We start from the raw sequence: 17,861 nt of genomic DNA on the forward strand, positions 1-17,861 counted from the left end.
TCGCAATGTTCGATAAATACGCGCAACAAATGCTGCTGACAGGCGGCCGATATGATAAAGAGCAGAAGTACTGGGCTGAGAAGCTTCGGGATGATATCGGCATGAGCGAGCTTCCGCGAATGATTGCTCGCGGAGGCTTAGCCTCTCCCGCAAAGGCAAACGGCAGCAGCCCGCATGGGATCGGCATTCATCGGCATGTTATAGACGAGGCAGCGGCAAATAGGCTGATAGCTGCCGCAAGCACGGAATACGGCTTGTTTATGCTGCTGTTATCCGGCGTCAGCTACTTGGTGCACCGCTACACTTCTGAGGCAGAAGCTCGGATTGGGGTGCCGGTATTCAAGCAGAATAAGGATCTGAAAGAGTCTATCAATCATCTGCTAGTCATACATACCGAATATAAGAGTTCGTATACTTTCCGTGATTGGGCAGGCCATGTCAGGGAAGCGGTGACTGAAGCGAATGAGCATCAAAACATTCCTTTCCATGCTTTGGCCGAGTATGCGCAAATCGAGCTGTCGGACGATGGAACGGCTGAATTGCCTATACTTGTGATGCTGGAAGGCGTTCATGACAGAAGTTATGCTTCAAAATTGTGCGCTTCCATTACCTTTGTGTTCCGCAAGGAAGCGGATCGGTTGGAGCTGGCGATTGAGTACGACTTGCAGCGATATAACGAGCAAGCTGCCTTATCGTTAGCCGCTCATCTTAATCATGTCCTTAGCGCGATTGAAACGCCAAATGAGCCTTTGTCCCAGCTGGATTTGTTGACTGCGGGGGAACGAAAGCTTCTACTCGAGACTTTTAATGCTACATCGCTTGATCTCCCCCAAGAACGAACGCTGCACGGGCTGTTTGAGGAGCAGGCTCGCAAATCGCCGGACCGTACTGCTATTCAATTCGGCATGGAGCGACTTACATACGGAGAGCTGAATGCGCGCGCGAATCAGCTTGCGCGTACGCTTCGCTCCCTTGGAGCAGGTGCGGATACCGTTGTTGCTGTCATGTCGGAGCGATCAAACGAGATGATTATAGCCATACTCGCTGTTATGAAGGCAGGGGCGGCTTACTTGCCGATCGATCCGGCCTACCCGCAGGAGAGACGGGAATATTTGATCCAAGACAGCCGCGCTAAGCTCGTCTTGGCGCAATCCCATTTGCTTGCTGAAAGCGGCTCGGTGCAGTCGCTTGATTTGGGCGATGAGGCTTCGTATGAAACGGATGGCTCCGATTTAAACGCTTTGGCTGGACCTGAGCATCTGGCTTATCTGATCTATACGTCAGGCACAACCGGACAACCGAAGGGAGTCATGGTCGAGCATCGCGGAGCTGCCAACTCGATTCAGTGGCGTGCTGCTGAGTATGGTTTGACGGAGAAGGACGTTGTGCTGCAATTGTTTTCCTTCTCGTTCGATGGTTTTGTGACAAGCTTCTTCACCCCGATCATCGCTGGCGCTTCGGTGCTGCTAGTTTCCGAAGAGGAAGCGAAGGACCCGCTTGCAATCAGAAGATACATTGCGGAAGCGCGGGTAACGCATTTCATTAGCGTTCCTAGTCTGTATGCCGTGATCATTGACGGCATGAAGCCGGAGGCTGCCCGCTCACTGCGTATTGTGACGCTGGCTGGGGAACGGATTCCAGAGGGTCTTCTTGAACGGAGCAGGAGGCTTGCGCCGCAAGCGGAGCTTGTCAATGAATATGGTCCGACAGAAACCAGCGTTGTGGCAACGATTTGCCGTCAGTTAAACGCTTATGAAGCAATCACAATTGGTCGTCCGATTGCGAACACGAGCATCTATATCGTCAATGAGCACGGCCAGCTTATGCCGATAGGCGTTCCAGGCGAGCTGTGCATAGCGGGGGTTGGCCTTGCCCGCGGTTATTGGATGCGGGCGGAGCTGACCGCGGAGAAATTTGCGGAGTGTCCGTTTTTGCCGGGGCAGCGCATGTACCGTACCGGCGATCTGGCACGCTGGCTGCCGGATGGGCGGATTGAATATATCGACCGGATCGACTATCAGGTCAAAATACGCGGCTATCGCATCGAGCTTGTCGAGATAGAAGCGGCAATGCTTAACCATCCGTCTGTCGAGGAAGCGGTTGTCATAGCCCGTGATGACGCGCATGGACAAAAAAGCTTATGCGCCTATTTAACAGCGGTGGACGAGCTTGCCCTACTAGACCTTAAAGTGACCCTCTCCTCCGAGCTTCCCTCCTATATGGTGCCAACGCATTTCGTACAGCTCGATCAAATGCCGCGGCTGCCAAATGGCAAGCTGGATCGGAAGGCACTGCCGGAGCCGGATTACACAGCGGCGATTACCCGCGACGAGGAGGAGTACGTTCCGCCTGCGAACGAAACGGAAGTACGGCTATGTGCCATGTGGCAGGAGCTGCTTGCGGTTCCAGTCATCGGTACAAGGGATCATTTTTTCAAAAGAGGAGGGCATTCCCTCAAAGCGATGACGATGATCTCGCAAATTAACCAAGCGTTTGGCGTTGAGGTTCCGCTTCGGCTTATTTTCGAATCGCCAGTTATTCAAGCAATCTCAGCTTATATTAACCTTCAAAAGGAGTCGGGGCTCGGTCATTCCTATTCGGATATTGAGGCGGTGAAAGAAAGAAGCCACTATCCGGTATCTTCGGCTCAGAAGCGGATGTTTGTCGTCAGCTCGCTTGAGGGCTCAGGGACAAGCTACAATTTGCCGGGCTTCCTTTTCATAGAAGGAGAGCTTGATGCGGCGAGGCTGAAGTCGGCTTTTCATCAGTTCGTGCAGCGCCACGAAACGCTTCGGACTCGTTTTGAAGTGGTGGACGGAGAGCCCGTTCAAATTGTTGAGGAGCAGGTCGCGTTTAACGTTCCTTATTCGGAAGCGGATGAATCCGAAACGGAGCGGCTGACGGATGCGTTCGTACGTCCGTTCGAGCTGAATGCCGCACCGTTGTTCCGAGCGGAGCTAATTAAATTGAAGGAAAATAAGCATCTGCTGCTATACGATATGCACCATATTATTTCAGACGGGGTATCGGCCGGCATTGTGGTCAAGGAGTTTGCAGCGCTTTATCAAGGCATCGATTTGGAGCCGCTGCGGGTGCAGTATAAGGATTACTCAGTATGGCAGCAGGAGCGGCTTGGTTCAGCGCAATTGCAGAGACAGGAGCAATACTGGCTGAATCGGTTTTCGGGCGAGCTGCCCGTGCTGGATCTTCCGACCGATTTCCCGCGTCCGCCGGTGCAGAGCTTCCAAGGCGGCGTGGTCACGCAGCAAGCTGACCGATCCCTGTTAGATCGGCTTCAGGCACTTGCGAAGCAGACGGATACGACGCTTTATATGGTGCTGCTTGCAGCCTATAACATCCTGCTGGCAAAATATTCGGGCAAAGAAGACATCCTTATCGGGTCACCGACCGCTGGACGCCAGCATGCGGATACGCAGCCGATGATCGGCATGTTCGTCGGGACTCTTGTCATGCGGAACAGGCCGGAAGCGGACAAATCCTTTGTTGCGTTCCTGCAAGAGGTAAAGGAATCTACGCTCGAGGCGTTCGACCATCAAGGGTATCCCTTCGAGTCATTGATCGAGAAGCTTGGGCTGATGCGGGATATTAGCCGCAATCCGTTGTTTGACACGATGTTTATTTTGCAAAATATGGATCTCGAAGCGACCGGCCTTGCAGGTCTGAGCTTCACCCCGCTGGACGCTGAGGCGCGGGTCTCGAAGTTTGATTTGTCTCTGCAAGCAAGAGAAGCAGAAGAAGGGCTGCTGCTAAGCGCGGAATACAGCTCAGCTTTGTATCGGGAGGAAACCGTCCAGCGGATGCTGGGTCACTTTATTGAAATATTGAAGGGCATAGCCGAACAGCCTAGCTGCTCGATCCGAGACGTCGAAATGATTACCGGCGGCGAGAAGCAGGTTATTTTGCGGGTTTTCAATGACACCCGCACCGCGTATCCGCGCGATGCCTCCCTTGCAGAGCTATTTCAAGAGCAAGCAAAGCTTACGCCGGGGCATACTGCCATCGCTTATCACGGACGATCGTTAAGCTACAGCATGCTTAATGGATACGTTAATCGAGTAGCGCATAAGCTTCGGCAGGACGGCATCAGGCACGGGCAAACCGTTGGTGTATATGCAGACCGATCACCCGAGCTGATCATTGGCATTTTTGGGATTTTGAAGTCAGGGGCAGCATTCGTCACGCTTGATCCATCATTACCGGAGGAACGGATTCGCTTCATGCTGGAGGATAGTGCGGCAGAGGCGTGTTTAACATTCAAAACGGAGCCGCTGCACGGCTTAAGCATCGGATGGACGGATCTCGCTCCATTTCTGTCGGAAGAGTCTGCCAAAGACGAGGATTTGAATGCAGCCATTTCGCCTGTTGATCTTGCCTACTTGATGTATACGTCTGGCTCTACGGGCAATCCGAAAGGCGTTATGGTTGAGCAGCGCAACGTGGTTCGCTTGGTAAAAGGGACAGAGTACGCTTCATTTGATCCAGACGGAAGGCTGTTGCTAACAGGCTCCGTCGGCTTTGACGCGATTACGTTTGAGATTTTTGGCGCGCTGCTAAACGGAATGACGCTGCATATCGTGGACAAGGACGTCCTGCTTCACACGGAGCAATTGGCAGCTTATATTCGCGAGCATCAAATTACGTTGATGTGGCTGACAGCTCCGCTATTCAATCTGCTTTCGGAAGAGAAGGCGGATATGTTCGCAGGCGTCCGGCAATTAATTGTCGGGGGAGATGTGCTCTCGCCTCGGCATATTAACCGCGTGCGGCGCAGCACGCCAGGCCTTGCCATAATAAATGGGTACGGACCAACGGAAAATACGACGTTTTCGACGACTTTCGCCATCGATTCCGACTATGAGGACTCCATTCCGATCGGCCGGCCGATTAGCAATTCGAGTGCTTATATTGTGAATGAAGCGGGTCATTTGCAGCCGATAGGCGTACCGGGCGAGCTTGTCGTAAGCGGAGATGGCGTCGGCCGCGGATATGCGAATTTGCCTGAAATGTCAGGGGAAAAGTTTGTTCCCAACCCTTATGAACGTGGCGAGCGGATGTATAAAACCGGGGATCTGGCCCGCTGGCGAGCGGATGGCTTGATTGAGTATTTGGGCCGGATTGACCAGCAGGTGAAGATTCGCGGGTACCGGATCGAGCTCTCGGAGATCGATGCAGCTTTGTTGAAGCAGCCGGGATTGAAGGAAGCATGCGTCGTTGCCTGCGAAGATGCTAATGGTCAGAAGGCATTATGCGCCTATTATGTCAGCGAAGCTGAGCTTAGTGCTTCGGAGCTTCGTGCAGCGCTGGCGGAACAGCTTCCCGCGTATATGATTCCGGTATGCTTCATCAGGGTGGAGCGTTTCCCGTTAACCGCCAACGGAAAAATCAATCGCCGCGCATTGCCGCAGCCGGATTTTGCCGCAGCCGCAGCTCTAAGCGCCGGCTATGTGTCACCCCGCAATGAGACGGAATCACAGCTGGCTGCATTATGGGAAGAAGTGCTTGGCAGTTCGCCGGTTGGCGTGAAGGATGATTTCTTCGCACTCGGCGGTCATTCCTTGAAGGCAATGACGCTGATTGCGCGGATGAAACGGCATTTTGGCGTTGACGTTCCGCTGCGGAAGCTATTTGAAGCGGCGACAGTGGAAGCGGTGGCCATCTACATTGATCATGCGGACAAAGCAGCGCAGTCTGCTATAAGCAAGGCGCCTGGACAGCCGCATTATCCGCTTACGCCGGCTCAGGAACGATTGTTTGTGCTAAGCCGGTTCGAAGGAGCAGGCATCAGCTACAATCTTCCGCGGGTGATGACGATTGAAGGCCCGCTTGAATGGGAGCATGTACAGCAGGTTTTCCGCAAGCTCGTCTCCCGTCACGAAGCGTTTCGCACTGCGTTCAGCTTAGCAGACGGCGAACCTGTCCAGCGTATTCTTTTGGACGATGATATCGCATTCCGTGTGATTAGGCGTGAGGCGAAGGAAGAAGAGTTATTACCTTATATTGATCGATTTATTCGAACGTTTGATTTGGAGAAAGCACCGCTGCTTCGGGTAGAGCTGATTCAGCTCGCGGCAGAGAAACATGTGCTGCTCTGCGATATGCACCATATTATTGCCGACGGCGTGTCAATGAGCCTATTTATGAAGGAATTTGCCGAGCTCTATGACGGAGCGGAGCTGCCGCCGCTGCGCGTTAGCTACAAGGATTATGCCGTATGGCTGGGCAGCGAAGACGGGAAGTCCGCCTTGAAGCGGCAGGAGCAATATTGGCTGGAGGCTTTTGCCGAGGAAGTGCCGCTTCTGGCATTGCCTACGGATTATCCGCGTCCCGCAGTGCAAAGCTTCAAAGGAGCAAATCATGCCGTTCGAGCCGGAAGCGCGCTGAAGGATGGACTGAATGAAACGGCAGCGCGCACGGGAACGACCTTATACATGGTGCTGCTTGCCGCATATAATGTGCTTCTCCACAAATACAGCGGCCAGACCGACATCGTCGTAGGCACGCCGGTGGCGGGACGCCCGCATGCGGACGTAGAGCCGGTTATCGGGATGTTTGTAAATACACTAGCATTGCGCAGCTATCCCGAATCTACCAAAAGCTTCGGACAGCTGCTAGAGGAGATCAAGCAAGCAACGCTTGCGGCGCTCGACAATCAACATTATCCGTTTAACACACTGGTAGAGAAGCTGGATCTGCCGCGTGATTTAAGCCGGAATCCGCTCTTTGATACGATGTTCAGCCTGCAAAATATTAATATGGACACACGCGAGCTGACGGGGCTGAGCATTGAGCCGTACCCTTTTGAAGGCGGAGCAGCCAAGTTTGATCTATCGCTGGAGGCAACGGAATCGGAGGATGAAATAATCATCGGCTTCGAGTATGGAACAGCCCTCTTCAAGCGTGAGACGATCGAGCGGATGGGTGATCATTTTATTCATATTTTGCAAGTGATCGCCGGCAACCCTGAGGTGCTGCTCGGTGAGCTTGATATGATGACCGCTCAGGAAAAAGCGCAATTGACGGAGCTGTTTAATGGTACGGAAACTGCATTCCCAGGTGAAACGACGTTATATGAATGGTTTGAGGCACAAGCGGACAAAACGCCCGACGCTGTCGCTGTGGAGGATGGCAGCCGAACGCTTACGTACCGCGAGCTGAATATGCAAGCTAACCGACTTGCGCATAAGCTGCGCAGAAGCGGTGTATGCCCTGACCGTATCGTACCGCTGATGCTGGAACGCGCTGCCGAGATGATCATCGGCATTCTCGCTATTCAGAAAGCGGGCGGAGCTTATCTGCCGATAGATCCGGATTTCCCGGAGGATAGAATCCAGTACATGCTGGAGGATTCCGGGGCTGATTGGCTGCTGACGCAGACGAGGTTTGCTGCTAAAGCACGCTCATTAACCGCTGGCGAGGTGATTGATCTTAATGACCAAGCCGCATTTGAGGACGGTGAAGAAAGTAATTTAATGCCGGTTGCGCTGCCGCAGCATCTTGCATATGTGATTTATACCTCTGGCTCCACGGGCAAGCCAAAAGGGGTCATGATCGAGCACCGTGCGGCGGTTAATCGGATTCACTGGATGCAAAAGGCGTATCCGCTAAACGAAAACGACGTTATTTTGCAGAAAACACCTTATACCTTCGACGTCTCCGTCTGGGAAATGTTCTGGTGGAGCTTGGCGGGGGCAAAAGTTTGCTTCCTGAAGCCGGGAGGGGAGAAGGACCCTGAGGAAATCGTTCAGGCGATTGAGCGAAGCCGGGTGACGACGCTGCATTTTGTACCGTCGATGCTTAGTCTATTTCTGGAATATGCAGCAAGCGGCGCACATGCGGCGCAGCTGCCCAGCCTGCGTTATGTATTTGCCAGCGGCGAGGCGCTGCAGCCGGGTCATGTGAGGCGATTTCAAGAGGAGCTTTACGGCAGGCATGGCACCAAGCTAATTAATTTGTATGGCCCGACGGAGGCAGCCATCGATGTCTCGCACTTTGATTGCTCCACAACTGATGTGACGGCGGCCGTACCAATAGGCAAACCCATTGACAACATACAATTGTATGTAGTGAACGAGGATTTTCATCTGCAGCCGATTGGCATTCCGGGGGAGCTGTGCATCGCAGGAATCGGCTTGGCACGGGGGTATGTGAACAAGCCGGAGCTGACCGAAGAGAAGTTTGTCGGCAATCCGTTCACACCAGGCACAACAATGTACCGTACCGGCGACTTGGCGCGCTGGCTGCCGGATGGAAATATTGAATATTTGGGCAGGCTGGATTTTCAGGTCAAAATTCGCGGTTACCGCATTGAGCTTGGCGAGATCGAGACGATGATGCTTGCACATGAGGCTATACGCGAGACCGTCGTTGTCGCCTTGCAGGATAAGGAGAAGCAAAGCTTCCTGTGCGCGTACTTTACTGCCGATCGCGAGCTGAACGTAAGCGGTCTTCGCGAGCATCTAGGCAGCGGGCTCCCGGCCTATATGATTCCTGCTCAGTTCGTGCAGCTGGAATGCTTGCCGCTTTCCTCCAATGGCAAAATAAACCGGAAAGCTTTGCCAGAGCCGGAAGGGCTGCTGGACATCGGAGTAGCGTATGTCGAACCTCGCACGCCAATGGAGGACCTGCTTGCCGGCTTATGGCAGGAGGCGCTTGGCATTGAACGCATTGGCGTACGGGACAGCTTCTTCACTCTCGGCGGACACTCGCTCAAAGCGATGGCATTGCTCGCCAAGATACACAAAGCATCCGGCGTTGAGGTTCCGCTTCGCTATTTATTCGAATCGCCTACGATCGAAGCGATTGCGCGTTATATTGACGGGAATGGCTTGCAAACCTTTAGCCCGATCAAAGCTGCGGCTAAGCAGGAGCTATATGCCGTGTCGTCGGCGCAGAAGCGGATGTATATTCTTGACTTGATGGAAGGGAAAGGGACAAGCCTAGCCTACAATATGCCGGCTGTCGTTGGGTTGGAAGGAAGGATGGATGCGGCGAGATTCGAACAGGCGCTGCAAAAGCTCGTTGCCCGACATGAGCTGCTGCGCACCTCCTTTCATCAAGTGAACGGCCAGCCGCTACAACGTGTTCACGATATGGTTGATCTGCAGCTGGAACGCTATCAGGCAAGCTCAGAGGAAGAGGCAAGCCAGCAGATTGCGGAATGGTTCCGTCCATTTGACCTGGCGAAGGCTCCACTGCTGCGGGCGGCATTGTTCCAAATTTCCAAACATAAGCATGTGTTTGCCTACGATAAGCACCATATCGTCTCGGACGGCGAATCCGGCGCGATCTTCTTGCAGGAGCTTATCCGTTTGTATGAAGGAGAAGAGCTTCCCGCGCCTGTGCTGCATTACAAGGACTTCGCGATATGGCAAAACGAATGGCTGGAAAGCGAAGCTTTTGCCAAACAGGAGCAATTCTGGCTGCACGCCTTTAAGGGTGGAGGGGCGCCGGTGCTTGAGCTTCCGACTGACTTCGCCCGACCATTGGTAAAGAGCTTCTCCGGCGCTATCGTTGCTTTCGAGGCCGATTACGAATTGACGGCAAGACTGGAAACGCTGGCGCAAAATGCGGGTGCAACGCTGTACATGGTACTGCTTGCAGCTTACAAAGTACTGCTGTCCCGTTATTCGGGACAGCCGGATATCGTCGTCGGCGCTCCGATTGCAGGACGCTCGCACGCCGACACGGCAGGCATGCTTGGCCTGTTCGTCAATTCATTGGCTATTCGCAGCTCGCTCCATGGGCAGCAGACCTTCCGGGAGCTCCTGTCAGACGTGTTGCAAAATACGCTGAATGCTTTCGAGCATCAGGATTATCCGTTTGAAATGCTGGTTGAGAAGCTGCAGCTGCCGCGTGACCTAAGCCGCAATCCGCTGTTCGACACCGTGGTCGTTTGGCAAAACGGCGAGTCTGAACGCTCAGAACGCAGCGAAATAGCTGAATCGCCGCTTGGGCAAAACGAGCTGCGTATCGTGCCGTTCGGGCAAGAGCATCACATTTCCAAATTTGATCTATCCTTGATAGTGGCGCCGGGCGAAGGGACATTGCGATTAAGCTTTGAATATGGCACGGATCTGTTCCGGGAAGAAACCATTCATCGAATGGCAGGCCATTTCCTGCGTATTCTTGAAACGGCGGCGTATTCGCCAGATTCAACGATTGGGCAGATGGATCTGATGACTTCCGAGGAAAAGCAATTTTTGTCGGACTGGAATGCGACTGAACGGGAATACGCAGGCTCGAGCCTGCTGCATGGGCTGTTCGAGGAGCAGGCAAGAAGGCTTCCGTCTCAAGCTGCCGTCGTACAAGGGGAGTTTTCCTTGTCCTACTCGCAGCTGAATGCGAGGGCGAACCGGCTAGCCCGCACCATCCGTGGCCGCGGCATAAAAAACGGCGATATCATCGCGGTTGTTGCCGACCGAACGATTGAAATGGTTACAGGTTTAATTGCCATCATGAAGGCTGGCGCTGCATACCTGCCGATTGACCCCGATTATCCTGCTGATCGTATCGGTTATTTGCTTGAGGACAGCCGAACGCCGCTCTTGCTCGCAAGAGCAAGCGTCATAAAGGATACGAAATTCGAATTTAGCGGAAGTATGCTGGATCTTGAAGCAGAGGATAACTACGATGCGGATGAATCGAACCCGGAATGGACCGTTTTGCCGCAGCATTTGGCTTATGTCATCTACACCTCGGGGACGACGGGCAAACCAAAGGGAGTGATGATCGAGCATCAAAGCATTGCGAATACGGTGAAGTGGAGGCGTGACGAGTTCGGATTCGGACAGGAAGACAGAGCGCTTCAAATGATGTCATTTTCCTTCGACGCGTCAGTCATCAGCTTGTTCACGCCGCTCTCATCAGGTGCCGTCAGCTATCTTGTTTCATTGGATGAAGCGAAGGACCCGGTAGCTTTGAAGAAGTATGTATCCACCTATAAAATTACGCATCTAAACGGCGTCCCAAGCTTATTCGGTGCAATCATCCATTTGCTTGAGCCGGATGAGGCAGCGTCGCTTCGTCAAATTTTGCTTGGCGGCGAGCCTGTCAGCAGCGGCTTGGTGGAGCAAGCGAAACGGAAAAATGCGAAGGCAGAGCTCGTGAACGAATACGGGCCTACCGAAAGCAGCGTCATGTCCACCTTCATGCGCGGACTTGATCCAGGCAGCAGCATAACGATTGGCAAGCCGATTGCCAATACAAAAATTTATATCGTAAATGATCGGATGCAGCAGCAGCCTATTGGCGTCAGAGGAGAATTATGCATCGCAGGCGCCGGCCTCGCGCGCGGTTATTGGAATCAACCGGGGCTTACGGAAGAGAAATTTGTCCCATGTCCGTTCGAGCCGGGCGAGCGCATGTACCGAACGGGGGATGCGGCACGCTGGCTGCCTAATGGCATGATCGAGTTTGCCGGACGCATCGATCAGCAGGTAAAAGTACGCGGCTACCGCATTGAGCTGGCGGAGATTGATGCCGTGCTGCTCAAGCAGCCCGCTGTACGCGAAGCTTCGGTTCAAGCGTTTAATGACGCAAGCGGGCAAAAGTATTTATGTGCTTATCTAGTCACAGAAAACGAAGAAACGGTGCACGAAGCCAAAGCTGCCGCAATTAGAGAACTTCCAGCTTATATGGTGCCTTCCCATTTCGTTTTGCTGGAGCAGCTTCCGCTCACGCCAAACGGCAAGCTCGATTTGAAGGCATTGCCGCTGCCGGACGTTAATGCTTCGAGGGAGCCGTATACGGCGCCAAGGAATGAAGAAGAGCAGAAGCTGGCGCAAATCTGGGAGGAGCTGCTCGGAGTCGTACAAGCTGGCATACATGATAACTTCTTTGAGGTTGGCGGGAATTCCCTAAAGGCGGCTATGCTGACGGCAAATGTGTATGAACGATTGCGCATCGAGCTTCCGTTTATCGCCGTCTTCCAGCACCCGACGATAGCGGAGCTATCGGGCTTTATAGCCCGCATACGCATCGAGCGAAGCGGTGGACAGCCGATTACGCCGCTTAACAGCCCAGCAGATCGCCATTTATTTTGCTTCCCGCCGATAGCCGGCTACGGCTTCGTCTATCAGGAGCTTGGCGGATTGCTGGAGGAGGCTGGAATTGCCGTTTACGGCTTCGATTTCATTCATGAGGATGACCGAATCGAGCAGTACGTCAAATACATTCGAGGCGTACAGCCGGAAGGTCCGTATCTGTTACTTGGCTACTCGGCCGGAGGAAACCTAGCGTTTAACGTAGCCCAGAAGCTCGAAGCCGAAGGAAGCGTCGTATCTGATCTGATTATGCTCGATGCCGAACCTAAAAAGAAGGCGATCAAGCAGTCTTCACGGCAAACGGAAGAAGAGGTCGGGAAAATGATCGAGCAGGAAGCCGGAGGCTCGCAATACGGCGCTTATCTGCAAAACGATATGATCCGCGATACGATTTACAGTCATATCGTGGCTTATATGTCCTTTTTGAACAAGCTTGACAATAAGGGCAAGCTCGCCGCCGATATCCATTTCATCGAGTCCGAAGGCAAGGAGCAGAGCCTGCTTCAGCGCCAGCTTAACTGGAGCAAGCATACGCGAGGCAGGCATCTCAAATATAAGGGAGCCGGAACGCATGAGGATATGTTAGAGCCAGCACATATAAAGGCTAACGCGGAATTGATCAGACAGCTGCTCTGCTGATCGGGAAAGGAGCTGCACCTTGCTTAAGCTATTCAAATACATGAAGCCTTACAGCTTCTGGATTGTTCTATGCATTGCGGCATCGCTTACGGTTGCGTCTATCGATATATGGCTGGGGCTATTTATCGAAAGGCTTGTTGAGGACAAGAAAGGAAGCTTAACGAGCAGCTTTGGCTCGACTCTCGCTTTGCTGGCGGCGCTAACGGCAGTGGGCGCTGCCGCCAGCTATGCGATCAAGTACGCACTGACGCGGTTCAGCTCATACGCCTTGCGCGATATACGGGCTGAGCTTGTCAGCCACTTGGAGCGCTCGACGGTTTCTTCGCTGGAGAGCAGGCATTCGGGGGACTTGGTATCGCGGCTTACGAATGACACAGCGGTGATCCAACAATTTTTTATGCTGCATTTTGCCAATTTGTTCTATATGCCGGTCGTCTTTGTCGGTGCGCTGACGGTGCTGCTCCTAACAAGTTGGAAGCTCGTTTTGTTTAGTCTCTTGTTTGTTCCCGTTGCTATATTAATTACGAGTGTGCTTATCTTTCCCATGAACAAAATGTCGGAGCAGCTGCAGCATCACTTGGGTTCAGCCAATGCCATTGCCCAAGATACAATCGGCGGCATCCCGATGCTGAAGGCGTTCAATATGTTCAAGGCGATGTCGGTCAAATATAAAGACGCAATGGAGCTTGTACTGGCGAAAAGCTTGCAGGTCGAGAAAAGACGGGCGCTCATCGCGCCAATCAGCCTGCTGTTAATGTCTAGCCCGATTATATTTAGCGTCTCGTACGGCGGTTATTTGATCGGGGAGGGGGAATTATCCGCAGGCAGCATGGTTCTTTTTCTCTACATGCTTAATTTCCTGATGCAGCCGCTCTCGATGGCTCCGGTGTTATCCGCTCAAATCCAAGAGGTGAAGGGAGCCTCGAACCGTTTGTTCGAGCTGCTGGAGCTGCCGCTTGAGCCAGCTAACCGGGACAAGCATTCCATTGAAGAGACTGCCTTGCCGATTGCGTTTGACAGCCTATCGTTTGCTTATGAAGGCAAGCCGGTGGTGCTTGCAGACATTACGTTTAAGGCGAATAAGAAGCAAGTCGTAGCGTTAGTGGGTCCTAGCGGCAGCGGGAAAAGCACGATTTTAAAGCTGATATGCGGTTTTTATGGCATGGAGGAGGACGTGGACGCGAATAAAAGCGGCGTGCGGTTAACCGGAGGGATTCGAATTATGGGCCATCCGCTTCAATCTTGGAATCCTGTTGACCTGCGCGATCAGCTTGCGCTCGTTTCCCAAGACCCTTACCTATTCCCGGTCAGCGTCGCGGAAAATATCGGCTACGGCAGGCCGGGAGCAAGCCGTGAGGCCATTATCGAAGCGGCCAAAGAATCGGGGGCTCATGCATTTATCGATTTGCTTCCGGAAGGTTATGAGACGGTGCTGGGGGAGCGCGGAGCGAGGCTCTCCGGCGGAGAGCGGCAGCGGCTTGCCATTGCGCGCGCAATGCTGAAGGATGCGCCCATACTGCTGCTTGATGAGGCGACCTCTGCGCTGGATACGCAGTCGGAGTCCATCGTGCAAGAGGCGCTGGAGCGCATCATGAACGATAGAACGGTGCTGGTAGTCGCGCATCGCTTGTCGACGATCATCGAAGCGGATCTCGTTCTGGTGCTTGACCAGGGCCGAATCGTTGAACAGGGGACTCATGCTTCCCTGCTGGAACAAAGAGGACTTTATATGAAGCTGTATTACAAGCAATTCGCCGCTCTCGAAAGCCATGAAGCGAAGTCAATAGCGTATGGGGAGGGAGTGCGGGGATGATTGGAAAAAAGCTGCTGTTGAAAAATAGCATGGCAGAGCTCAGCCGAATGATCGAATTGCTTGGTTCCGGCCGAAGGCTGTATTTTGCCGGTTTAATTGGCGACAGCATGGTTAACGGCAGCATTACGATCATGATGGCATTCGTTTTTAAAAATTTGCTCGACTTCTCGGTGCAGGGCGATCGGCAGCTCTTCTACAATTCGATCATTTTCGTAAGCGCCGCTTTTCTGGCTATTGCGCTATTGTCTCCCGTGTTCTCCTTTCTTTATATGAAGGTTGTTAAGCGGACGATGGTGAACACGCGGAGACGGCTCTATGATCATCTCGGGGAGCTACCTCCCAGCTACTTTGAGACAAGGCATTCGGGAGATCTCATCTCCCGCTCGACCAGCGATGTCCAGACGATGGAAAATATTTATGTCGAGCATCTGAAATCGATTTTGACGGATGCGTTTACGCTGCTCGGCTCGATTATTTCCATGTACATACTCGATTGGCGATTTGCGCTCGCCTTAACGGCATTTGGAGCAGCAGGCATCGCCGTTAACCTGGCCTTTGCAAGTCCGCTCCGCGGTACGGGCAACCGGCTGCAGGAGCGTCTCGGCAAATTGACGGAACGATTAACCGACATACTGGCTGGCCTCCACATGATGAAGATGTTTAGGCTGCAGGATATCATGACCGGCAAATACAAGGAAGCGAATGAGCGCGTAACGGCTTCTTCCATGGAGCAGGGCCACCGTAATGGCTTGCTTGAAGCCGTTAACTTCTTAATCAATTTCATAAGCTTCGGCGGCATTTTGGTGGTTGGCATATATATGTTCGCCAAAGGTATCCTGGCGCTCGGCACGATGGCTGCTATCGTACAGCTGGAGATGGGCGTTACGATGATTTTCCTGCAGCTGGGCAGCGTCATTTCGATGATGCAAAGCTCGCTTGCAGGAGCGGCACGCGTGTTTGAGGTCATCGACCATGCGCCGGAGCATGATCGCTTTGCGGCTCGCTCTGAGGAATTATCGCTAAGCACGGAGCCGATGCTCGAGTTTAAGGGTGTAAGCTTCAGCTATGAGCCGGGAGTCCGGGTGCTGTCCGGGTTTCAATTGACAGTCCGGCAAGGGCAAGTCGCGGCGATCGTAGGGGCGAGCGGCAGCGGAAAAAGCACCTTATTCAAGCTGCTGCTCGGCTTTTATCCCCTTGATCACGGCGCGATCGGCCTTGGGGGCAAGCCTTTCTCAGCGTATACCTTAGCCGAAATACGAGGAATGATCGCCTATGTGCCTCAGGACGCTTACTTGTTCGAGGGCACGATTGAACAAAATATTATGCTCGGCAGGCCGGAAGCTTCACGTGAACAAATGATTGCCGCCGCACAGGCAGCTTATGCCCATGAGTTTATCGAAGCGCAGCAGGAAAGTTATGCAACGATGGTTGGCGAGCGGGGAGCCAAGCTATCCGGCGGTCAGCGCCAGCGAATTGCCATTGCAAGGGCATTGCTGAGGGATTCGCCGATTCTGCTGCTGGACGAAGCGACCTCGGCTCTCGATAACGAGTCCGAATATTGGGTGCAGCAGGCTTTAGAGAAGCTTATGAAAAACCGCACAGTGCTTGTCATTGCACACCGATTGTCCACGATACAAGAGGCGAGCGTCATCTATGTGATGGAGCAGGGGGAGGTGTTCGAGAAAGGAACCCATGAGGAGCTCATCAACCAACGCGGCTTGTACGCGGGTCTGTATAAGCATCAATACGACAAAGAAACGGAGTACGCAGCAGTGTGAGCAAGCGGTGGGATAGGGAAGGGAGCCAGAACAAGGTATGCTCTGGCTCCCAACGCCTTAATAACGTTTCAAAGCTGCTTCCGGATAGTCTGCTGATTGGTTTTCGTTCAGCAAAGGCGAGTCTATGCCTTGCAAATATTTTTGGAAAAAGGCGACCGTATAAGCATTGATTACTTTATGTGCCCGCCTTGGAGAAAGCGGCATCTTCTCCATAATGGGAAGAGCCGGTGACCAAAAATAGTAATCGCTGAAGCTCATGTGACGCGTACGCTGCAAAGTCAATTCATAGGCACCGGGCGAAAGGGCCTCCTTCATACGCATAGGGAGCTCAATGGACATACGATCGAATTGCTTGCGAGTCATGCTCAATTCTTGCAGTTGCGATTCGGTAGGCGCGACTGGATCGGTCTCCATGACGAAGGGTTTGGTGTCCATCAGCATAAACGGCTTGCCGGTACCTTCGGCTTTGTGCGTATTGCCAAACATGGTGCCGTCCATATTGATTGCCGCCTTGAATCTGGGGTCCGTGTACAACACTTGAGCAGCGTTTGCGCCTCCGAAGGAATGGCCGAACATCCCGACATGGTCCAAATCGATTTTGCCGCTGAAGAGATTATTAGAGTCTTTGCCGTTCAGCTCCTCCAGCTTATCAAGCACGAAGGTAGAATCCTTGACCCATATGTCAGAAATAAGGTTATCCCATGCGTCAATATCGGTCATGCCCGGCAGGCTCGCAATCGTAACGAATTTCCCGTCAGGCAAAACGGTAGCAAGGGCGTTATATGTATGCTCGATGCTGGCTACGATAAATCCTTGACTGGCCAGCTCTTCAAATTGGAACGTATTGGAGAATCTTGCTCCGGGAAGTCCATGTGAGAACAGGATGAGCGGGTATGATGGCTGTTTACTTGCTAAGGCAACATTCGGATAGGCATTGGTCTTGACGAGCTCTAGGTATTGGAACAGAAACTTAGGGATTTGAAGCTTGGTTTTCACTTCTGTTGCTATGACGGGAACATTTTTGACATAGGGGGCTTTGCCTGAAAGCGGCTTCGCAGGATCGGCGGGATACCAAATCTGGACCAGCACTTCCCGATGGTCGTTAGGATCTTCCGTGTAGGTTTCTTGCCGATTCGGATCAACCATCGCATATTCTACAGTTCCGACAGCGTAAGGACCGGTTGGAGGATCAAAGCCGAATACCGGAAGCAGCGTAGGTAGTGCGGCTGCGACAATGACAAGTACGGCAAGCAGGGCGGTCATGATAGCCCGCTTTACTGGCCGAGGCTTCGTGCTTCCAAATGATGGGCCAGCTTGCCTTCTTTGCCGCAGCATGCGGAAGATGCCGTAAAGGGTCAAACCGTATGCAGGAATCATTTGCCAGCGGTACCCGTTTATCGACAGGTGAAGAGCAGCCGATAAGAGCGCAAGTAATGTCAAAGCGATAATCGCTCCGCGTGACATGCTTTTGCCGAATCGTGTTCGAATGATCAGAAAGATGCTAATAAGCAAGACCAGAACTTCAAAGATTTTCACTTCAAACCTCCTTAATAGGGACATACCTTTTTC

4 protein-coding genes are annotated in these 17,861 nt (G+C 52.9%); 3 read left to right on the top strand and 1 reads right to left on the bottom strand.

Going from position 1 to position 17,861, the window contains the following annotated elements:
• The first annotated feature begins 5 nt into the window (after positions 1–5).
• The 3 genes from A7975_RS20440 to A7975_RS20450 are packed head-to-tail and all read left to right on the top strand — an operon-like array spanning position 6 to position 16,292.
• Entirely contained in the window at positions 6–12,701 is a 12,696-nt protein-coding gene (locus A7975_RS20440) for a non-ribosomal peptide synthetase (RefSeq protein ID WP_065386309.1), read from the top strand.
• A gap of 19 nt (positions 12,702–12,720) precedes the next feature.
• Positions 12,721–14,514 (top strand): ABC transporter ATP-binding protein, encoded by a 1,794-nt coding sequence (locus A7975_RS20445; protein WP_082198323.1) that lies wholly within the window; start codon positions 12,721–12,723, stop codon positions 14,512–14,514.
• Entirely contained in the window at positions 14,511–16,292 is a 1,782-nt protein-coding gene (locus A7975_RS20450; RefSeq protein WP_065386310.1) for an ABC transporter ATP-binding protein, read from the top strand. The genes A7975_RS20445 and A7975_RS20450 overlap by 4 nt, the downstream gene beginning before the upstream one ends.
• Before the next feature lie 57 nt (positions 16,293–16,349).
• On the opposite strand, the gene A7975_RS20455 is transcribed toward A7975_RS20450, so the two are convergent.
• A complete protein-coding gene (locus tag A7975_RS20455; RefSeq protein ID WP_065386311.1) occupies positions 16,350–17,828 on the bottom strand; it encodes an alpha/beta hydrolase family protein in 1,479 nt (492 codons plus the stop codon).
• Positions 17,829–17,861: the final 33 nt, after the last annotated feature.

The organism is Bacillus sp. FJAT-26390, assembly GCF_001682865.1.
Lineage (GTDB): Bacteria > Bacillota > Bacilli > Paenibacillales > Paenibacillaceae > Pristimantibacillus.

Excerpts from the sequence above, each read along its gene's own strand:
- A7975_RS20440 (WP_065386309.1), top strand. The coding sequence starts at position 6 with ATGTTCGATAAATACGCGCAACAAATGCTGCTGACAGGCGGCCGATAT.
- A7975_RS20450 (WP_065386310.1), top strand. The coding sequence starts at position 14,511 with ATGATTGGAAAAAAGCTGCTGTTGAAAAATAGCATGGCAGAGCTCAGC.